Source organism: Imperialibacter sp., from assembly GCF_048007035.1.
Lineage (GTDB): Bacteria > Bacteroidota > Bacteroidia > Cytophagales > Cyclobacteriaceae > Imperialibacter.
Map to the genome: position 1 here is coordinate 1,997,758 of NZ_CP180355.1, position 20,699 is coordinate 2,018,456.

The 20,699-nt window shown below is 46.2% G+C and carries 16 protein-coding genes; 5 read left to right on the forward strand and 11 right to left on the reverse strand.

Annotated elements, in window-relative coordinates; genetic code table 11:
• Window position 1: 1 nt before the first annotated feature.
• The 3 genes from ACMVP2_RS08815 (at window position 2) to ACMVP2_RS08825 (ending at window position 3,807) form a co-directional block, all read left to right on the forward strand.
• Window positions 2-1,027, forward strand: a complete 1,026-nt coding sequence (locus ACMVP2_RS08815; RefSeq protein WP_416867438.1) for an amidohydrolase family protein — start codon at window positions 2-4, stop codon at window positions 1,025-1,027.
• Window positions 1,028-1,187: 160 nt separating this feature from the next.
• Window positions 1,188-2,486 (forward strand): kynureninase, encoded by a 1,299-nt coding sequence (kynU, locus tag ACMVP2_RS08820; protein WP_416867439.1) that lies wholly within the window; start codon window positions 1,188-1,190, stop codon window positions 2,484-2,486.
• Complete coding sequence (locus ACMVP2_RS08825) at window positions 2,479-3,807, forward strand: FAD-dependent oxidoreductase (protein WP_416867440.1); 1,329 nt, start codon at window positions 2,479-2,481, stop codon at window positions 3,805-3,807. The genes kynU and ACMVP2_RS08825 overlap by 8 nt, the downstream gene beginning before the upstream one ends.
• Here the strand turns inward: ACMVP2_RS08825 and ACMVP2_RS08830 are convergent.
• On the reverse strand, window positions 3,804-4,265 hold the full coding sequence (locus tag ACMVP2_RS08830; protein WP_339789452.1) for a hypothetical protein: 462 nt from the start codon (window positions 4,263-4,265) through the stop codon (window positions 3,804-3,806). The genes ACMVP2_RS08825 and ACMVP2_RS08830 overlap by 4 nt on opposite strands.
• A 192-nt stretch (window positions 4,266-4,457) precedes the next feature.
• Here ACMVP2_RS08830 and crtD point away from each other — a divergent pair, with 192 nt between their 5' ends.
• A complete protein-coding gene (gene crtD, locus ACMVP2_RS08835; RefSeq protein WP_416867441.1) occupies window positions 4,458-5,930 on the forward strand; it encodes a 1-hydroxycarotenoid 3,4-desaturase CrtD in 1,473 nt (490 codons plus the stop codon).
• Here crtD and ACMVP2_RS08840 read toward each other — a convergent pair.
• From ACMVP2_RS08840 to ACMVP2_RS08860, 5 genes are all read right to left on the reverse strand, one after another.
• The gene (locus tag ACMVP2_RS08840; RefSeq protein WP_416867442.1) at window positions 5,922-7,358 is read right to left on the reverse strand and encodes a transglycosylase SLT domain-containing protein; all 1,437 of its coding nucleotides are present in this window, start codon (window positions 7,356-7,358) and stop codon (window positions 5,922-5,924) included. The genes crtD and ACMVP2_RS08840 overlap by 9 nt on opposite strands.
• A 145-nt stretch (window positions 7,359-7,503) precedes the next feature.
• Entirely contained in the window at window positions 7,504-8,832 is a 1,329-nt protein-coding gene (locus tag ACMVP2_RS08845) for a TolC family protein (protein ID WP_416867443.1), read from the reverse strand.
• Window positions 8,833-8,847: 15 nt separating this feature from the next.
• On the reverse strand, window positions 8,848-11,907 hold the full coding sequence (locus tag ACMVP2_RS08850) for an efflux RND transporter permease subunit (protein WP_339789466.1): 3,060 nt from the start codon (window positions 11,905-11,907) through the stop codon (window positions 8,848-8,850).
• A gap of 12 nt (window positions 11,908-11,919) precedes the next feature.
• Window positions 11,920-12,993: an efflux RND transporter periplasmic adaptor subunit gene (locus ACMVP2_RS08855; protein WP_416867444.1), complete on the reverse strand. Its 1,074-nt coding sequence runs from the start codon at window positions 12,991-12,993 to the stop codon at window positions 11,920-11,922.
• A gap of 350 nt (window positions 12,994-13,343) precedes the next feature.
• On the reverse strand, window positions 13,344-16,568 hold the full coding sequence (locus tag ACMVP2_RS08860) for a TonB-dependent receptor (RefSeq protein WP_416867445.1): 3,225 nt from the start codon (window positions 16,566-16,568) through the stop codon (window positions 13,344-13,346).
• Between the two features lie 480 nt (window positions 16,569-17,048).
• On the opposite strand from ACMVP2_RS08860, the gene ACMVP2_RS08865 reads away from it, so the two are divergent.
• On the forward strand, window positions 17,049-17,561 hold the full coding sequence (locus ACMVP2_RS08865; protein ID WP_339789476.1) for a hypothetical protein: 513 nt from the start codon (window positions 17,049-17,051) through the stop codon (window positions 17,559-17,561).
• Here the strand turns inward: ACMVP2_RS08865 and ACMVP2_RS08870 are convergent.
• The 5 genes from ACMVP2_RS08870 to hppD form a co-directional block, all read right to left on the reverse strand.
• Complete coding sequence (locus ACMVP2_RS08870) at window positions 17,558-17,827, reverse strand: acylphosphatase (protein ID WP_152000746.1); 270 nt, start codon at window positions 17,825-17,827, stop codon at window positions 17,558-17,560. The two genes, ACMVP2_RS08865 and ACMVP2_RS08870, sit on opposite strands and share 4 nt — an antisense overlap.
• Window positions 17,828-17,911: 84 nt before the next feature.
• On the reverse strand, window positions 17,912-18,574 hold the full coding sequence (deoC, locus tag ACMVP2_RS08875) for a deoxyribose-phosphate aldolase (protein WP_416867446.1): 663 nt from the start codon (window positions 18,572-18,574) through the stop codon (window positions 17,912-17,914).
• 39 nt (window positions 18,575-18,613) lie between these two features.
• Complete coding sequence (locus tag ACMVP2_RS08880; protein WP_317488570.1) at window positions 18,614-18,952, reverse strand: hypothetical protein; 339 nt, start codon at window positions 18,950-18,952, stop codon at window positions 18,614-18,616.
• A gap of 72 nt (window positions 18,953-19,024) precedes the next feature.
• Complete coding sequence (locus ACMVP2_RS08885) at window positions 19,025-19,498, reverse strand: MarR family transcriptional regulator (RefSeq protein WP_339789489.1); 474 nt, start codon at window positions 19,496-19,498, stop codon at window positions 19,025-19,027.
• 21 nt (window positions 19,499-19,519) lie between these two features.
• Window positions 19,520-20,653 carry a 4-hydroxyphenylpyruvate dioxygenase gene (gene hppD / locus ACMVP2_RS08890; protein ID WP_416867447.1) on the reverse strand — a complete coding sequence of 378 codons (1,134 nt, stop codon included), beginning with the start codon at window positions 20,651-20,653 and terminating at the stop codon, window positions 19,520-19,522.
• Window positions 20,654-20,699 lie beyond the last annotated feature (46 nt).

Here is a 20,699-nt window from a genome sequence, read left to right on the forward strand (position 1 = left end):
AGTGGATACTGATTTCAAAATAGACATACATACCCATATTCTACCGGAGAAATGGCCGGATTTGAAGGAAAAGTATGGCTATGGGGGGTGGATCCGCCTTGAGCACCACAAGCCTTGCTGCGCCCGTATGATGATCGACAATAAATTTTTCAGGGAGGTAGAAGACAATACATGGGATCCGGTAAGGAGAATTCATGAATGTGACCAGCATGGAGTGGGTGTGCAGGTGCTGTCGACCGTGCCAGTAATGTTTAACTACTGGGCCAAGGCAGAAGATGCCCACGATCTTTCGATGCTGCTGAACGATCACATAGCCTCCATTGTGCAAGAATACCCCGACAGATATATCGGCCTCGGCACCCTGCCGTTGCAGGACACCAGGCTCGCAGTGAAGGAACTGGAAAGGTGCGTGAAGCAACTGGGCTTGCATGGGATTGAGATAGGCACACACGTAAATAAACTCAACCTGGATGCAGAAGAGCTTTTTCCCGTTTTCCAAGCGGCAGAAGAGCTGGGTGCTTCGGTATTTGTTCATCCATGGGACATGATGGGCAAAGAGGACATGCCAAAGTATTGGCTGCCCTGGCTTGTGGGCATGCCTGCAGAAACCTCCAGGGCCATTTGCTCACTCATTTTCGGGGGAGTTTTCGAAAGGCTTCCAAACCTTAGAATAGCCTTTGCTCACGGAGGGGGCTCATTTCCCTCAACCATCGGCCGAATTGAGCACGGCTTTAACGTTCGCCCTGACCTTTGTGCCGTCGACAACCCGGTTAACCCGAGAAATTATATAGGTAAATTTTACCTCGACTCGCTGGTTTATGATCAAATGGCTTTGGACATGCTGGTAAAGCTGGTCGGCGAAGATCACATCGTTTTGGGGTCGGACTACCCTTTCCCTTTGGGTGAGCATGAGCCTGGAAAACTTATACAGTCAATGCCCTATTCGAAGAGTACCCGGCAGAAGTTACTTCACAAAAACGCCCTCAACTGGCTGGGCATCCATCAGAACAAATTGGCCAAGGCGTGAATAATAGCAGCTCCTGTCGCTCCAAGCTTCCTAATTTGCCTATTTTTGTCCCTGACAAACGATAAATGAAGGTGTGCCCCGGACCGCCCGCCATTGTTGTACGCAACCTAATCGACACATTGACTGTAGAGTTCTATCGACAACTTTAGCCAGAAAATAGATGAGTATCCCTTATAAACATTCTCTTAGCTTCGCCAGGGAGCTTGATGAACATGACCCTCTCCATTCATTCAGATCTCTATTTAAAATCCCTCAAAGAAATGGAAAGGATTGTATCTACTTCTGCGGGAATTCACTTGGCCTCCAACCAAAAGCGGCGGCAAATAGCATCGGAGAGCAAATGGACAATTGGGCACATTTTGCGGTAGAAGGCCACTTTGAAGGAGCGACACCCTGGATGACCTATCACAAACAAGCCAGGAAAACGCTGAGCCTCCTCGTTGGGGCAAAAGAGCACGAAGTAGTTGCGATGAACAGCTTAACGGTGAACTTGCACCTGCTACTCGTGACCTTTTACCAACCTAAAGGGCAGCGCAGAAAAATTCTGATGGAGAAGGGCGCCTTCCCTTCTGATCAATACGCCCTGGAAAGCCATTTGAAATGGTATGGCTACGACCCGGAAGAGTGCATCATAGAAGTAGAGCCAGATGTCGACACCAATCTTTACTCTACGAGTCATATTGTAAATGAAATCTCGAAAGCTGGAGACGAACTTGCTTTGGTGCTGTTCAGTGGGATACAGTACTACACCGGCCAGCTTTTCGACATGGCTGCCCTTACCAAAGCAGCCCATGAGGTCGGAGCGCTGGCGGGCTTCGATTTGGCCCATGCCATGGGGAATGTGCCGATGTCCTTACATGATGCTGAGGTTGACTTTGCGACCTGGTGTTCTTACAAATACCTGAATTCCAGTCCGGGAGGCATTTCTGGAATTTATATCCATGAAAAACATGCCGCTAATAAGGAGTTGAATCGCTTTGGGGGTTGGTGGGGACATAATGAACAGGAGAGATTTAAGATGAAAAAGGGTTTTGAGCCAACCCCCAATGCCGACGGGTGGCAATTAAGCAATGCCCCTGTATTACTGCTGGCGGCTCACATGGCCTCGCTGGATATTTTTGAAAAAGCTGGCATTGATAAGCTGAGAAAGAAGAGTGTGGCCCTTACCGGTTTTTTGGAGTTTTTACTCAGGGAGCTTAATGAGGACGACGAAACTGTTCAAATTATTACGCCTTCCAATCCTGGAGAAAGAGGTAGTCAGTTGAGTTTGTTCATTACCAATGGGAACAAAGAGGTTTTCAATGCCATCCAAAGGAGGGGAGTTATCGCGGACTGGCGGGAGCCGAACGTGATAAGAATAGCGCCCGCTCCATTATACAATACCTTTGAGGAGGTCTTTCAGTTTGTTGAAATTCTTAAGGAAGAACTTTTAAAGCTAGCATCAATAAAACATGGCTAAAGAAAAAATACTGATCCTGGGTGCGGGGCTTGTTGGTTCGTTGCTGTCCATTTTTTTAGCTAAGAAGGGTTTCAAAGTAGAAGTTTTTGAAAAGCGCCCTGACCCAAGAAAAAACGATGTGTTAGGGGGTAGATCCATCAATCTCGCTTTAAGTGACAGGGGCCTCCTGGCTTTGGAAAAAGCCGGGGTTACCAGGAACCTCAACAAGGTGATGCTGCCTATGCATGGTCGTATGATTCACCAGTTAGACTCTCAGGTTCATTTCCAGCCTTACGGAAAGGCCAATCAGGCTATCAACTCAGTATCGAGGGGTTTGCTGAACGAGTACCTTATTGGTGAAGCAGAAGCTGCCGGTGCTTCCTTCAGGTTCGGACACAAATGTGAGCAAGCCGACATCGACAACTCTGTGCTGTCTTTCTCAACAGATGGAAAAACTAAGGAGTATCGTGGCGACATTATTATTGGGGCTGACGGTGCCTACTCCGTTCTTCGGGCCTCTTTTTTACACTCAGACAGGTTCAACTTTTTGCAAGACTACCTGCCACATGGGTACAAAGAGTTAAACATTCCTGCGGGGAAAAACGGGGAGTTTCAGATTGACCCCAACGCCCTTCACATTTGGCCGAGGGGCAAATTCATGCTCATAGCCCTGCCCAACATTGACAAAAGCTTTACTTGTACGCTTTTTCTTCCATTTGAAGGGGATTCCTCTTTTGATGCATTAGATACACCGGAAAAAGTAGGTGCTTTCTTTTCCGAAGTTTTCCCAGATACACTACCGGTTATTCCCAATCTCACCGATCAGTTTTTCACCAATCCCACCTCCTCGCTGGTCACCATTCAGTGCTACCCGTGGAGCAAAAAAAGAAGTCTGCTGCTTGGCGATGCCTCCCATGCCATTGTTCCATTCTTTGGGCAGGGGATGAATGCAGGTTTCGAAGACTGTCGGCTACTGGATGAGATCATAGATGCCGAATACCCAAACTGGGAAACAGTATTTCAAACATTCGAAAAGTCACGCAAGCCAAATACTGACGCCATTGCCAAGCTTGCTAATGATAACTTTATCGAGATGCGTGACAAGGTTGCAGACGCTGGTTTTATCTGGCAAAAAAAATTGGAAGCGAGGATTCACGAAAAATACCCGGACAAATGGACACCACTTTACACAATGGTGACATTTTCGAACATGCCTTACAGCAAGGCACTTGAGCGGGGCAACAGGCAGGAGTCGATTATGCGTAAAATAAGGGAGGTGTACCCAATGAGCACACCTCCGGAAGCTATCGACCTGGAAAAAATCGTTGGTTGGCTGGACTAGTTATTTAAATCCAGCCTGCTTGACAATTCGTCAATCATTTTTTGCTCTGCGCCTGAAATCCCGTCCGTAGCATTGGCAAACAGGTACATTGATTCCAGTACCAAATCCTTTGCTGTTGGGTCTTCCTTAAGGAAGTCATTCAGTGCATTAATAAATTTCTTTCTCCAGCGTTCGCTATTGTCAATCAGGTAGCGAAACTCTGTTTTATACACATCGGAAAGGGATTCGACTTCGTCGGGGCTAGCTGCCAGGTTCTTGCCGAGATTTTCGGCGGCCCTTAGCACAGCATCCCATTCCTCTTTGTCCAACACCCCATCGCTCATAGAAACAAGTAGCGAAGGAAACATTTGAACCAAATAAGTAAATTGCTCAAGAGTAAGCTTGGCAGGGCGGTACCTCTGGTATTCCTGCTGTAATCGGTCGATGGCGTAAGACATGGTGTCGTTAATTGCGTTCATTTGAAGTAGTATTCTAATTGCTGGTTGTCTTTACATCATCGATTAATACGCCTTACAAAATAAAGGTAACCAATTTTTAGAAACTATCTTATAAAAAATATAATTTTTTCTAGTAAAATTTTACTGTGCTAAAAAATTGTGCTCAGGCCATAACCTACGCCCGGCTTTAATGTTACTAAGAAAATACATTTAATGGAAAAAACAGTCGGAATTATTGGAGCGGGTATAGCGGGCATGGCTACGGGTATCAGGTTGGCTAACAAAGGATATGAGGTCACAATTTTTGATGGAAACGATTATCCGGGAGGCAAATTGACTGAACTCAGGCTTGGGAAATATAGATTTGATGCAGGGCCTTCTCTATTTACCATGCCTGATTATGTCGATGAATTATTCAGAATATCAAAAAAAGATCCAAAAAATCACTTCAGCTATAAGCAACTCCCTAACACCGCTAATTACTTCTTTGATGACGGGATTTCTCTGCAGGCTTCTGCCAACCCACAACTACTGGCGGCTGAACTCGAAGCTAAGCTTGGTGAACCAACTGCAAATACACTAGCTGCTCTCAAGCACAGCTCCTTTCTATACGACCACCTGGCTGACCTCTTTATTCACAGGTCGTTGCACGATGTAAAGACGTTTTTCAATAGGCAGGCGTTTAAGGCATACAAAGTGCTTCACAAGCTTGACCTTTTCCGGACTATGCACGCTGCCAACCGACAAAGGTTCGCCAAAGACAAAACCACACAACTGTTCAACAGGTATGCGACCTACAATGGCTCCAGCCCCTACCTAACTCCGGCTACGATGAATATCATTCCCCACCTGGAGTTTGGTGTAGGTGCATTCATCCCAGAAAAAGGGATGCACCAAATCACAGAAAGCCTCTTTAAACTTGCGAAAGAGAGTGGGGCAGAATTCCGCTTCAATAGCCCGGTGGAAAAAATCAATCTGAAGAGCGGCCAGGTAACTGGACTCAGAGTCAACGACCAGGATCATCCATTTGACAACATAGTCAGCAATATGGACATGGTGGCTACCTACAAGCGCTTGCTCCCGGGCACTAAAGCACCAGCCAGGCTTTTGAACCAGCCAAAATCCAGCTCGGCGCTTATCTTTTACTGGGGAATTAAAAAGAACTTTAAGGAGCTCGATCTCCATAATATTTTCTTTAGCGGTGACTATCAAAAAGAGTTTGATCACATATTCTCCAAGGCGGACATTTATGCCGACCCTACAGTATATGTAAACATCACATCAAAGGAAGTGAGTGGCGATGCGCCAGCCGGTTGCGAAAACTGGTTTGTGATGATCAATGTTCCCCACAATTCAGGGCAAGATTGGGAGCTGCTAAAAGTTCGGGCTAAGGAACACATCCTTACAAAGCTTTCGGGAATTTTGAAAACCGACATAGCGGAACTGATTGAGGAAGAAGCGGTGCTCGACCCCATCAGCATAGAGTCAAAAACATCTTCCTCGCAGGGAGCACTTTATGGCAATAGTTCCAACAACAGATTTGCTGCTTTCCTTCGCCACCCCAACAAGAGCAGGCGGGTAAAAAATCTCTATTTCTGTGGTGGCAGTGTGCACCCGGGCGGTGGCATCCCATTGTGTCTTTCTTCCGCCAAGATTGTAGCAAGCCATTTTCCTGACCTACACTGAAATCATTTGAGAATACTGATCGAAAAGTGACAAGATGTCGGCCACGTAATTGACCGGCTCGGCTCCACGGCAATAACCGAACTCGGCTACCGGGTCGTTAAAATAGTTCGGTTCCGACTTTTTCAGAAGATACTCCGACACGTCGTTCCATTTCGCAGCGTCTCCGTGATACTTCTCAGTGAGCTTGACCGCATCAATCACATGGCCCTGGCCAACATTGTAAGAGGCCAAAACAAACTTTATCCGCTCCTTTTTGTCGGGAATCCGTTTAGTCCACAATTTGTCGAGCCAAAGCAGGTACTTAACGCCAGCATTTATATTCTGAGTGGGGTCGGTGAGGTCTTTCGCTCCATACAGTTCGCCGGTATCAGGAACCAGCTGCATAAGCCCGACAGCTCCGGCCCACGATTTTGCTTTAGGTTTGAACTGAGATTCCTTGAACACCATCGCAGCCAGCAGCTTCCAATCCCAGCCCAGTTCATGAGACGCAGCTTTGATTTGCTCGTCGTAGGGAGAAATGGTATTACTGTTCAGGTTAGAAAAGTCGCTTTGCGCCAGCAAAGTGTATGTCTTGGTGTTTTTGAAATACCGATTGTAAATAACATTGTAGTCGGCCGTCTTGCGCATGCCATCGATCCAGAGATTCAAAGACGTCTGTAGTTGGCTGGCGTTTTTTCGTAAACCCCAGGCGATTTGCTGGGGCAGACTAATAGCAGTGCTAACATCAAGAATAGGAAAATAAGTGGCGTTGAGCAGGGCGACATTTTCTTCGGCAACCGTGTACTGAATTTTTCCGGTTGCCACTTCATGAATCAGGTTCTCTGTCGTTTGCTCGGCAAAAGCCGGGACAAGCACAATGTCACCACCAATTTCGTCGCTCAGGTTCTCCAGCCTGCTTATGTATGACGAGCCTTTGCGCACAACAACCTCTTTGCCAATCAGGTCGACCGGATTCGTCAAAAGCTGGTCCTCAATCTCATGAAGCTTCATCTGATACCAATTCTCAGGTTTTCGCTGTATCAGCACCAGTCTGACAAGATTGTGGTAGTGCGTAAATGCGATCCTTTCTCTTCTTTCTTTGGTAACGGTAAGATTGTAGGCAAGAATATCTCCCTCCCCGCTGTTAAGCTTCCGGAAGCTTTCTTCCAAATCCTGAGAAATGATGAACTGTAGCCTCACCCCTATAGACCTGGCATACCTGCGCAGCAGCTCATAGTCATAGCCCATTGGCTGGCCTTTATAGATAAAGTAGCTAGTAGAACTGTTTTCGATGATGACCTTTAACAACCCTCTGGCCATGATCTTGTCAAGGTCGAAGTCTACTACCTCTTCGGCCACTCTTTTATTTTTGTCAATGGCTTTAGAATCGGAGGAAGTTCTGCCGCAGGCGGCAAAAAGGCATAGCAGAAAGCAAAGGAGTATTCTCAATAGATAGCCAAATGTGCGGTGGCACAACTGGTTTATCAGGCTACGTTTGCAAAGAAACATGACCTAAAATAGGCTTTTTTTGCTAAAAAGCTAGTTCTGACCATCAAAGACTTGGGAAGCGACGCTATCTACCCCGCTTTGCTACCTACTCAGAGAATGTCGTGATCAGGCTTCCGCTTAGCCGAAGCAGCTCAATTTCAGCCAGCTTTGTGGAGAATGCAGCATTGATAAGGCGGCTCTCAGCCTGCACAGCATTGATTTGAGCTTCTCTTAGCTCCAGTGGAGTATAATTACCTAACTGATATCTTTCTAAGGCAATACTTTCGTTTTCCCTGGCAACCTCGAGGTTCTGCCTTTCGATATTAATAAGATCAAGGCTGGTTACGTACCGATTATACATTTTGTTGATATCGGCTTCCAGGGACAGTCTTAAGTCAGCTATCGTGTATTCGGCTGTCTCCATTTGCACTTTGGCGTTTTGTACACGACGGTTAACGTTGAAGCCATTAAAGATATTGAGACTGGCTGTAACGCCATAATTAAAGCCATTTGTACGTGTCAAAGCAGCAAAGCCAACCTGCGAGCTGCTATTGCCCTTGGAATATGCTGTAGTTAGAGAGACTATTGGAAATCTATCACTTTTTAATTCCCTCATTTGCAGGTGAGCAATGTTCAACTGCCTTTGCGACTGAAGCAAAGAAGGATTCTTCATGTTTGCCGATTCAAGCAGCTCGCCCAAAACCAAATTTTCGTTGATGTCAATTGTTTGGTCAACTTCGACATCTGCCTCGACATCTCTTGCCAGCACTCTATTAAGATCTACCTTGGCCTGGTATAGCAGCTGTTCCTCATTGATCAGTAAAGTTTTGTCGGTATTGAAATCGACCTGAGCAGCGAGAAACTCAACTTTGCTGGCTTTGCCTATTTCATATTTATTCTGTGCGATTTCAAGTCGTCTCTCTGAAAGCTGCAACGAGTTGTTTAGCACCTTGATTCGCTCCACTTCGAGGGCAACAGTATAGTAAGTGGAGAGCACTTCAGCTACAGTGTTCTCCATTGTTACCTTCATCAGCAAGTTGCTGGCTTCGTTCTGCTGCCCCAGTCTGTCATAAGCATAAAACATTCCCAATCCGTCGAAAACTATCCAGTTAAATGAGGCGCCAATACTAGCCTGTTCCGACTTTGCGCCCTGGATATCAACTATTGTCCTATTCGCATCGTTTCGCTCCTGATAAGTATCATTGGATGCAAAGTTCTTAAATGCAGTGACTCCAACGGTAGGTAAAAACCCAGCATTTCCCCGTGTGACATCATTTTCAGAAATTTCTCTGGTATTGTCAGCTATTTTAATGTCGTAGTTGTTTTCAAGTGCTATCCTGACCGCCTCCGGCAGGCTCATTATGTCCTGAGAAAACAAACTCTCCGATAGCAGCAGCGCACCCAGAACGAAAAACACAATCCTCACTTTGTTCATATTATTATTTGAAAATTAAAATCTAGCCATTCTTTTTTCCTTGCCAGAGATGTAAACATACATGGCAGGTATTACATACAGGGTGAGTATTGTTGCAAATAGTAGCCCTCCAATGATGGCGATACCCATGGACACACGGCTTTCAGAGCCTGCACCAAGCGCCAATGCAATCGGCAGAATACCCAGAATGGTCGACAGACTGGTCATCAGAATAGGGCGGAAACGTTGCTGTGCCGCACCAACTATGGCTTCTTCCACGGCCATGTCATGAGCTTTGCGTTGGTTGGCAAATTCCACAATCAGGATACCATTCTTTGTTACCAAACCTATCAGCATGATAATACCTATCTGGCTGAATATGTTGAGTGTCTGGTCAAAGTACCATAGCGATAGAAATGCTCCTGCAATTGCCATGGGCACAGTAAGCATAATGATAAATGGATCTCTGAAGCTCTCAAACTGAGCCGCCAGCACCAGATAAATCAAAATAAGAGCAAATATAAAAGCGAAGTACAAGCTTGACGAGGAGTCCCTGAACTCCGCAGACGGGCCCGACAACTCGGTTTGGAAAGTGCCATCCAGCACTTTCGCTGCTATGGCATCCATGGCATCAATACCATCCTTGATGGTGTAGCCAGGCACCAACGACGCCGATACCGTTGCTGACACAAATCTGTTGTACCGATAGAGCTGCGGTGGTGTGCTTTGCTCTGTGATCTTTACAAGGTTGTCCATCTGGATAAGGTCTCCTACCTGGTTCTTCACATAAAGTGCCTTCAGGTCAAGTGGGTCGTTGCGATCTTCTCTGTCCACCTGGCCTATTATTTGGTACTGCTTTCCGTCTTTGATGAAATAACCAAATCTAGAACCACTCAGGCCAAGTTGGAGCGTTTGAGCGACATCCCGGATCGATACATTCAAACTGCGGGCCTTGTCACGATCTATTTCTATGTTGATCTCAGGCTTGGTAAACTTCAAGTCAAGGTCAACGAAATTAAAATGCTCATCGGCACTTGCCGCATCCACAAAGGCTGGCAACACTTCTTTCAATTTTTCGATGGTAGTTGCCTGTATTACGTATTGCACAGGTAGCCCTCCTCTTCTATTGCCTATCGACTGGCTTTGAGAAACAAAAGAACGGGCTTCGGTCATTCTCATCACCAAAGGACTAATGGCGTCCACGACTTCTTGCTGCGATCTGGTTCGCTCCGATGGATCAACCATCATCACCCTCACGTTTCCAGAATTCACAGAGCCCGATGATCCAAAGCTGGGGCTTGTCATACTAATGAGTGCCTCCTTTTCCGGGACCGCCTCGCTTACTAATGCAAGCATTTTATCAAGATAGGCGTCCATATACTCGAAAGTAGCGCCTTCGGGCCCGGTGCTGTTGATCCTGAACTCACCCCTGTCTTCCATGGGAGAAAGCTCGCTTTGGATGTTGTTATTGAGCAGATAGATGCCCCCAAAAGAAAGTACCAGTATGACCAAAGCAAGCCATTTACGAGCCATAAAGTTTTCAAGCGATTTGTTGTAGCCCTCGTTCATCCAATCGAAGAAAGGCTCCGTCACCCTATATAGCCACTGCTTTTTCTCTCTTTTCTTGAGAATTTTGGTAGACAGCATTGGCGTAAGCGTAAGAGCAACAAACGACGATATTATTACCGCCCCTGCCACAACGATCCCAAACTCCCTGAAAAGCCGGCCTGTGAGACCATCGAGAAACACAACAGGCATGAACACTGCTACCAACGCCACGGTGGTGGAAATAACGGCGAAGAAAATCTCCGTCGATCCCTTGAGTCCGGCCTCCAGCGGCGACATCCCATCTTCTATCTTGGTGTAAATATTCTCCAACACCACAATAGTGTCATCCACCACGAGCCCTATCGACAGCACGATGCCCAGAAGCGTCAGTACGTTGATGGTGAAGCCCGCAAGGTACATGATGAAGAAAGTACCTATCAGCGATATCGGGATAGTGGCAACAGGAATTAGCGTAGTTCGCCAGTCACGCAGGAAGGCGAAAATAATCAACACCACCAGCACAAAGGCCATGAAAATAGTCTCCTGCACCTCAGTGATAGATTTCCTCACATACTCTGTGACGTCGAAGCCTATCCCGAGTTCGATATCGGCGGGGAGGTCCTTCTTGATAAACTCCAGCCTTCTGTAGAACTCATCTACGATTTCTATGATATTAGTTCCCGGCTGCGCCTGAAGTACAACGCCAACCATGGGTACGCCATCCCTTTTGAGTATGGTTCGGTTGTTTTCTGGTCCCAGTTCAGCTCTCCCAACATCCTGAAAACGCACAACGTTGTTGTCATCCTCTTTGACGATAAGCTGGTTGAATTCTTCTGGCGTTGAAATCCTGCCCATGGTTCTCACGGTGAGTTCCATGTTCGTGCCTTCCACCAGCCCCGAAGGAAGTTCGACGTTGTCCCGTGTCACTGCATTCAAGACCTCCAATGGCGTAAGCGAGTAGGCTGCCAGTTTAGCGGGATCCATCCAAAGTCTCATGGAATAGCGACGCTCGCCCCAAATCTGGACGGCTGCCACTCCTTTTATAGTCTGAAGTCGCTCCTTAAAAATATTCTCTGCTACATCGGAAAGGCCCAAAAGGGTTCTTTTGTCACTTTTTACATTCAAAAAAACAAGGGGCATGGCATCAGCGTCCGCTTTTCTCACCGACGGCGGATCACAGTCGGGTGGGAGGTTTCTGGTGGCTCTCGACACCCGGTCTCTAACATCGTTGGCGGCTGCTTCCAGGTCAATTTCCAGGTCAAACTCAACCCTGATAGAGCTGGCTCCATCTCTACTGGTAGACGTAAGACTTTTGATGCCGGCAATTCCATTGATCGATTCCTCCAAGGGCTCGGTGATCTGCGACTCTATGATGCTCGCATTGGCGCCGGTGTAAGAGGTGCTTACCGAGATAATAGGTGGGTCAACGCTAGGATACTCTCTGATACCCAGAAAGTTGAATCCTATGATGCCGAAAATGATGATAATGATGGACATTACCACCGCCAGCACGGGTCTGTTAATACTGATGTTGGATAGACCTGCCATAGTTTTATTGTTTTAGTTAAAATCGGTGATCTCCACCACTGAATTCGGGCGGATTTGCAGCAAACCTGAAGTGATCACAGTGTCGCCTTCCTTAATGCCCTCAATTATTTCTATGCTGTTAGCAGTACGTATACCAATGGTAACGGGCTGCTCAACCACCTTTCCTCCTCTTTCAAGGAACACCTTATGCCCAGCAAGGTCATTCACGACCGCTATAGACGGCACCATTAACGCATTGTCTTTGTGGTTCAATACTACCTCCACCCTTGTAAACAACCCGGGAAACAGTTCTCCTTTGGAGTTGTCGCTGGTTGCCCTGATCCTCATGGTTCTGGTAGCCTGGTCAATTTGTGGCTCAACGGCGTAAACAGTGCCCTGATATGTCTTCTCAGAAGCGTCGGTTGTGAAGAAAATGGGGTCGCCGTCATTTATCACTGTTCCATACTTTCCGGGAATGGAGAACTCTACCTTGATAGGGTTGATGTTTATTAAACTTGCAATTCGGGAACTTGAGTTGATGAAAGCTCCATCGCTAATGTATCTCAAGCCAATAGTGCCATTGAAAGGTGCCCTGATCTTGCTTTTAGCAATTTGAGCTTCTAATACTTTGATGTCGGCGGAGGCGGTATTTAACTCAGTCAATGCCACGTCGTATTCCTCCTGACTAATTGCTTCTTTTTCAAGTAGCTGACGCTGGCGATATTCGCTGGTCTCTCTCAGCTTCTTCGAGAATTTCAACTTCTCCAGCTGGGCCTCCTGGTCTTCTGTGTTTAAGGTTAGCAGCAGGTCTCCCTTTTTTACTTTAGATCCCTCTTTGAAATAGATTTTCTGCACCACACCTGACACCTCAGAGGCAATCTCAACTGCCTCGTTAGCAATAAGCGCACCTGTAATAATTAGCTTATCGTCCAGCGGTTCAGGTTTGATAATGGTAGCAGTAACCGGCAAAGCTCCGTCAGAGGAAGCCAACGCAGGCTGAGCACTATCCGGCCCACTTGAAATAAAATGAAACTTGCGGTCGGCCAGGTAGACTAAAACAACCAATACCATTACATAAAATAGTACCCTTCTTACAGTTTTCTTCATACGTTTGGTTGATAGAATGATCCGTTTGAGCGGATTTCTATTTTTTCGGAAATGACAAAATTACACCCAAAAAACGGGGTGCATTACAATTTGTTCGTTGTTTGTGGCAAGCGGGTTGAAGGGTAAATAAATGGCTTTAAAGCGTAACTTAATTGTAACCGTTTATGGATGGTGCCTTAAAAAGAGGAAAAGTCTGTTTGCCTCTTCGGGAAACATGCAAAACTGAGTTGAGTAGAACGGTTACTTAGTACTTCAAGGAAACACCTTTTGGCAACCCCATTTTTCGACAGCCAAGAAGACAAAAAAAGAGGCTCTGACGAGCCTCTTTTTGTATCAAATTGTGAAGTAAATTATTTGAATATATATCTAACACCAATCTGCATCTGCCAGCGAGAGCTCTGGAAACCAGAGTCGTCGATTTGCCATGGCTGGTAGTCTGCACCTTTCCGGTATGTAAAGTTTGGTACAGTCTGCGCCGCATCAGCCCATCCTTCAAACCTAAGCAGCTCGGCACTTTGGAAGTTGCCTCCATCGCTCACAAAATATCTTCTACCCCAATCCTGATTGATGAGATTTGTTATGTTGAAAATGTCAAGTGATACCTGGAGGGTATTTCTTTTGCCAGAGGCTGTTTGAATATAGAAATCCTGTAAGAATCTGAAGTCAACTACTCCCTCGAAAGGTGATCTGCTCTGGTTTCTATCAGCATATTCACCTCTGTGCTCGCTGAGATACTTATCAGATTTGATGAATGCATCCAAATCGGCCCATTGCTCAGCGGGAGACACCGTGTAGCTTGAGGTAGAAACCAAGTTGATATCACTTTGATTAGCAGGGATATAAACCAAGCTTCTTTCTCTTGAATCTTCCCTGGTCAAGTTACCACTGTCGTCATATATGTAAGAATAGGTTCTGCCCGACTGTCCATTGTAGAACAGTGAGATTTGAGAAGCACCAAACCCAAGGTATTCCTTTCTATACGAAAGTTGCGCAATAACTCTTGACCCCATAGAGAAGTCAGACCTCATTGCCTCGTCAAAAATATTGCGACCGTTCACAGAGTGAAGACCTCTCCACTGCGAAGAGTTCTGTGATGAGGTGCCGTCGTACACTGAAAAGGCATCATTCCAGGTGTAAGACAAACTAGAGGTGAAGCCATTGGAGAAAGGTTTAGCCACAGTTGCTGACAGGTTATAGGTATACCCCTTATTAGTATTAGAGGCAAGATAAATGCCTGTATACGTAGGGTCGACTGGACTAGATCTGTTGTATTTATTTCGATCATCGGGGGTACCGGATAGCTGTGTAGCAGCCGGTCTGATGTTCAGGTTCTCATAGAAAATATTATTAAGAAACTTAGTATAAAGTGCTTCAAATGAACCTACCATCCCCCATGGAAGCTTTTGATCTACGGCAAGATTAGCCTTGAATACTTGTGGCAACTTAAAGTCTGACGCAAACAAATCTATCTGTCCTGAGGGAGATCCCTGACCTGGGGCTACGTTACGAGGTTGACCATCCCACTGGCTGTTGAATGGGACATTGGTTTTGAAGTCTCCACCAACGGTCAGACCATTGTTGTTGTAAGCGCCGCCTGGCCATACGAGCGGAATACGACTGTTGAAAATTCCCAGTCCACCACGCAGCTGTGTAGATCTGTCACCAGTCACATCATAGTTAAAGCCAAACCTTGGAGCGAAAAGAACGGATGAGCCAATAAACTCACCTGTTTTGGCACCTTTCAGGTCATATCCAGCGGCCTCAATTAAGCCTGCTGTTGTTGTATTGAAAGCAGTGTTTTCAAGCGTTTCATCGCCGAAGATTGGCATATCAATGCGGAGGCCCAGCGTCAATTTCAACCTATCAGTAGCTTGAAATTCGTCCTGGCCATAAACGCCAAGCTGCATGCCACCAAATTCAGCTGCACCGGCCGAACCGTCACCAACCTTTGTGTCTACCAGAGAATAGCTGACATTGTAGTTATCGGCGTTCAGGTTATTCATAAAGCCTGAAAGGCTGTCATAGTTGTATGATCCAAAAGCCTGGCGAATGAACAGGTTGTAAGACTTATAGAATTCGTTGTGTGTGCCGATGGTGAAGGTGTGCCTTCCCTTGAAAATCTGGAAGTTATCCGTCACTGTAATCACATCTTGTTTCAACTGGTTGGCAGTTGAGAATTCCTCACTACCAAAAGCAATTGAACCTGCTCCATCACTAATTCTTACAAATGGAAACGGGTCGCCCGCCTGGTCTCTGTCGTCATTAACAAAGGTAGCACCAATGGTAAGGTGGTTTGACATGTTGCTTCCAAAATTGCTTTTCAACTCAAGCGCAGAAGAGTTGGTTGTTGAAGGGAAGTAAACAGAAGCGTTCTGGAAGTTGATGGAGGTTGTTCCCGACTGGTTAGCCTGTAGGTTTTCCGCCTTTACGTAAGAGTGGCGCACAGACAACTTATGGTTCTTACTCAGGTTCCAATCAATCTTGGCAATCACCTTGTCGCTATTCAGGTAAGAGGCATTGTTGGTATATGTGCCCGGATCGTACCCATACTCACTTTTGAGCTTGGTAACCAACGCTTGAATGTCGGCTGTTGAGGCATCGCCAGTGTATGTAGCTGCGTTGAATGGCCTGGGTGTTTCGTCTCTCTGCATCTCAGCGTTAGCAAAGAAAAATACTTTGTTTTTCACAATTGGGCCGCCAATACGGAATCCCATAGTTTTGGCAGTGAATTCGTCCAGTTGCTCTCTTTCGAAATCTGGGTCGTCTGTGGGGGTCTTTCCAGAAAGTTTTTGATTTCTCAGGAAGCCGTATGCCGACCCTTCGAATTCATTCGTTCCACTTCTGGTGACTGCATTGATAGAGCCGCCAGCAAACCCCGACTGTGTTACGTCAAATGGAGCGACAGCTACTTGAAACTGCTCGATAGCGTCGATTGAGATTGGGGACACACCAGTCTGCCCGCCGTTGGTGCCGCTGGCTGCAAGGCCAAAAACATCATTATTGACCGCTCCATCAATATAAATTGCGTTGTAGCGGTTGTTCATTCCGGCAATTTCGATAGCGTCACCCTGAATGTTTACCAGGGGGTTAAGGCGAGTGAAATCAGTAAGCGACCTTGACACAGTTGGTAGCGTATTGATCGTTCCTTCGTCAATAATTGTCGACTGGCCAGTCTTGTTGCCATCGAACACATCATTGCCACTTGCAATAATTTCCACTCCTTCAAGCTGCGTGCTTTCCTCTTCAAGCACAGCCTTAATTCTAAAGGTTTGGCCAAGTGTAAGGAACACGCCAGACTGCTGGTAGGGCTTGTAGCCCACAAATGAAATGGTTACGGTGTAAGGTCCGCCTACCTGCATTCCCGAAATACGGAAGTAGCCTTCCACGTCTGAAACGTTACCATACTGCGATCCAGTAGGTGTATGCACAGCAAGAACAGTAGCACCCGGCAGAGCACTCCCATTTGCATCCACGACCTGCCCGTTAAGTGCAGAAGTGGTGGTGCCTTGCCCGAATACCGTCGAAAACGAAGCCGTAATCAACAGGGTCATAGCCAATTGTAAAATTCGCCTCATAATTTGTTTTTTTGGTTGTTAAATAAATTTTACGGTCGATAAAATATGGTGCAAAGCTAAAGGATACTTGTTTTCAGACCAGCATGAAAAGGTTAACTTTTCGATATCAATGAAATTAAATTTTAACGAAAGATTAATCCCAAAACGCCTTGTCAAACAATGCTTTAGATTCCAATTATTCTTTTGACCCGATCAGTTTCTTTAATATAAAAACCTGCTATAAAGTGGTGTTGCCAAAGATAAATTGACCCGAACCTTCTGGCCGGTCAACTTAAGTCAAGAACTTCTACATTTCCGGCACCTGGCAAGACTACTACCGCCGACTGAAAAATTAAGGGGATGTTATTTAATTGTTAAGATAAGGTGCGGAAAAACAAATAGCAAAACAGTCAGGAACCGTTTTAGTGTTGTCCATTTTTTCGTGTTCTAATTCTATTTTATTGGTGCAGTAAAAATTCAAAAGCTTATATTTGTGCCTATATGGAGTTGACAGATCACCGCTTTTTCCCCTACGACAAAAACCTTATATTAAAGCAAGCCCAGGCCCATCTGGAAGCCGATCTTCTCACGGAGCTGATATCAATTTCAAAAAGTGCCTATCAGCAGGTTTATAACCCGTTGGGACTCAACGATGACACCTCGCTGCGGATCGAAAGCTACGAGAAAAATCAGCTCATCTATCTCCATACGTTCTACACTTCACTGTGTGGAATCTACAGGTACAAATATGGCAACAACCAACTTGAGCTCATCTGGGATGGCAGCAGCCACTTCGAAAAGTATTCCAGAGAATGGACTGAGCGTTTTGTGATCTGGTGCACCGAATTTGGTCAAAACCCTCAGTTTCTTAAAGCTGTGCTCGCTGCTACTGTTTTTTGTAAGAACAGGAGACAGGGCGAACTTGCAGAAAACCGGCTGAGGGTGTTTTTAAATAGCCAATTTGAAGTGCGGGTACACAAAGTACGAGGCATCGTGCCTATGAAAGTAGCCTAGTGCCGGATCAAGAATACGTTGTGATGTTTCAAATCAACTTCGGTGCGCTCTATGCTGTCAACTTTGGCATGCAGCGGCCCCTTTTTGCACCAGGCCATTAAATCTATCAATTTGTCCTTGGTGCCCTCGGCTTCTATCAATACGCTTCCGTCCAACTCATTCTTCACCCATCCTTTCACGCCCAATTCGTCGGCCACGGTTTTTGTGCTGGCTCTGTAAAAGACACCCTGCACTTTGCCCACCACACGTATTTGATAACAGACCATCTGACAATTGCCGGTTTAGGATTGAAAAATGAAAATTCCAATTCAAAAATCAAACAGCCTTATGCAAATAAATGAGAACGAATTTCAGGAGGGGTTTGAAAGCTCGCTGACAATAGCCACCCCGGACGAAGTGCCAATCCGGTCGGCACCTGCATTGATCAGGTCCAGCGTTTGAGCCAAAGTTTTGATGCCGCCCGACGCCTTGATGCCCACATGCGATGGCAATATTTCTCTGAGTAGCTTGATATGCTCTGCCTTTGCCCCGGCACCTGCAAAGCCGCTGCTGGTTTTAACATAGTCGGCGCCGGCATCTTTGGCAATAGTTGCAGCCTTCACTATTTCCTCGTCAGTGAGGTAGGCCGTTTCAATGATCACCTTCAGTATGGCCTCTTGCTCATGAGCCAGCTTCGTCACTTTGGCCAAATCAATTTTGAACCAGGGGTGGTTCATTTTGAAAGCAGAAATGTTCATTACCATGTCTATTTCTGTGGCCCCGTCCTTCAACGCCAGCCTGGCCTCCTCGAGTTTAGTTTCAGTCATCTGGTAGCCCAGCGGAAAGCCCACAACCGTCACGAGCTGAATATTGGCAGAGCCAATTTCCCGCTGTGCTCTTTTCACCCAAAAGGGCGGCACACATACCCCACAGAATCCATAGGTTTTAGCTTCCGACACCAATTGGTCAATGTCTTTGTCGGACAGTGTCGGGCGTAAAAGTGTATGCTCAATGCACCTGGCTATGTGCTGCATGCGCTATCATCAGAACTGGAATATCTTAGAGCTATATAATTAATGGACAATGCCGCACTCCTTGCAAAATTTACGTTTGCCGAGTGGCCTTTTCTTAGGCGGTTTCTTGTGTCCGAAGTAGGACTGATCGGAATACTGAGGCTTTTCCATCTCCTTGGAAGCTTTTTTGTAGGCCTTGGCATTGTCCTTCATCCGCTGCTCGTATTCTTCGATAAGCTGGTCCTTCTTGCTCTTCTTTTTCTTCTTTACCTTCTTTATCTTTTGAGTGGAGTTGTACTGCGAACCCTGCTTTTGGGCGGTATTTACCTCCCTTGACGATTGGGCGGAGGCCCCCCAGCTGAGAAAAAACAAAAAGACGATTACACCAAAATACTTCATACACCAAAGATTATAATTATACATAACACTGCCTAATTAACGGGCTATGTTTGAATATATTACCCTCAAATCTCAGGCGGCTTTGTCATCAGAAATAGCAGTGGCATCCATGAGTGTAGCTGCTGATGCTATCTCGAAGTTATGAACTATTTTGGTCATGATACGATGCAAATGCACATAGTCTTCTTCATTCAGGCCTTCCCAACCCTGGTTTCGAAAGTCATCCACCACCGGTCTGAGTTGCGAAATAAGCGCCTCTCCTTCAACAGTTAATCCAACGCTGAATTTCCTCCTGTCGTTGGGGTCGGCTTTTCTCACCACAAGGCCCTTTTGTCCAAGCAGGTCTATGATACGGGTGACAGTCGGGGGGTCTTTGTACACCGCTTCCACAACCGCTACCTGCGACTTGGGGCCTTCCGATAGTTGATCGAGAACTACCCACTGGTCAACCGTTAAGTCTGCTCCCGAAAGCTGCAATTTTCGCTGCAACGCCTGCTTTATTTGGCGGGAGGCTACTTCAATAAGAAATCCATATTTATTCTGCATGTATCGGCAATTGTAGGGGAACTACAATGTTCCCCTTAGCTCTTGTTCTCGCTCAATCGCTTCAAATAATGCCTTGAAGTTTCCTTTTCCAAACGACCTGGCCCCTTTTCTTTGTATGATCTCAAAAAACATAGTCGGTCGAGGCTCCACAGGCTTGGTGAATATCTGCAATAAATAGCCCTCATCGTCTCTGTCGACAAGAATTCCGAGTTTCTTCAAAGGCTCCAAATCTTCGTCAATATGGCCTACCCTGTCGAGCAGGTCATCATAGTAAGTCGTAGGCACATTTAGAAACTCGACTCCTCTGTTCTGAAGCTGGGTAACGGTTGCAATGATATCATCAGTGGCTACGGCTATGTGCTGAATGCCTGACCCGTTGTAAAAATCCAGGTACTCCTCCACCTGCGATTTCTTCGCACCGTCGGCTGGCTCATTGATCGGGAACTTTACCCTTCCGTTGCCATTGCTCATCACTTTGCTCATCAGCGCAGTGTATTCTGTAGAAATGTCCTTGTCATCGAAAGACACCAGCTGAGCAAACCCCATCACGTTGGCATAAAAGTCGACCCACTGATTCATTTCCCCCCAGCCTACGTTGCCCACCATGTGGTCAACATACTTTAAGCCAATGGGTTTAGGGTTGTAGCTACTCTTCCATGGCTTGAAGCCCGGCAGAAAAACGCCAGAATAGTTTTTCCTTTCTACAAAAATGTGAACAGTGTCTCCATAAGTATAAATGCCTGAGCGAACCACCTCGCCATTTTCGTCCTTTTCAACTTGCGGCTCCATGAATGGCTTTGCTCCCCTTGCCGTTGTTTCTTCGAAAGCTTTCGCAGCGTCTTCCACCCAAAGTGCTACCACCTTCACGCCATCTCCATGCTTATCGATGTGTCTCCCGATTTCGGTGTCTGCCTTCAAGGGGGTTGTCAGCACCAGGCGTATTTTGTCCTGCACCAGCACATAGGAAGTCCTGTCCTTCACGCCTGTTTCCAGTCCGCAAAAAGCCAGTGATTGAAAGCCAAAGGCAGTTTTATAATAGTGAGCTGCCTGCAAAGCATTACCAACATAAAGCTCCAGATAGTCGGTTCCCAAGAGTGGCAAAAAGTCCTCCGGTGCCTCGATGGTGTTTTGATGAGAATGATCTAAAATGTTCATAATGGGTATATTGTTGTTATACTAACTATTAGTAATATAACAAAAC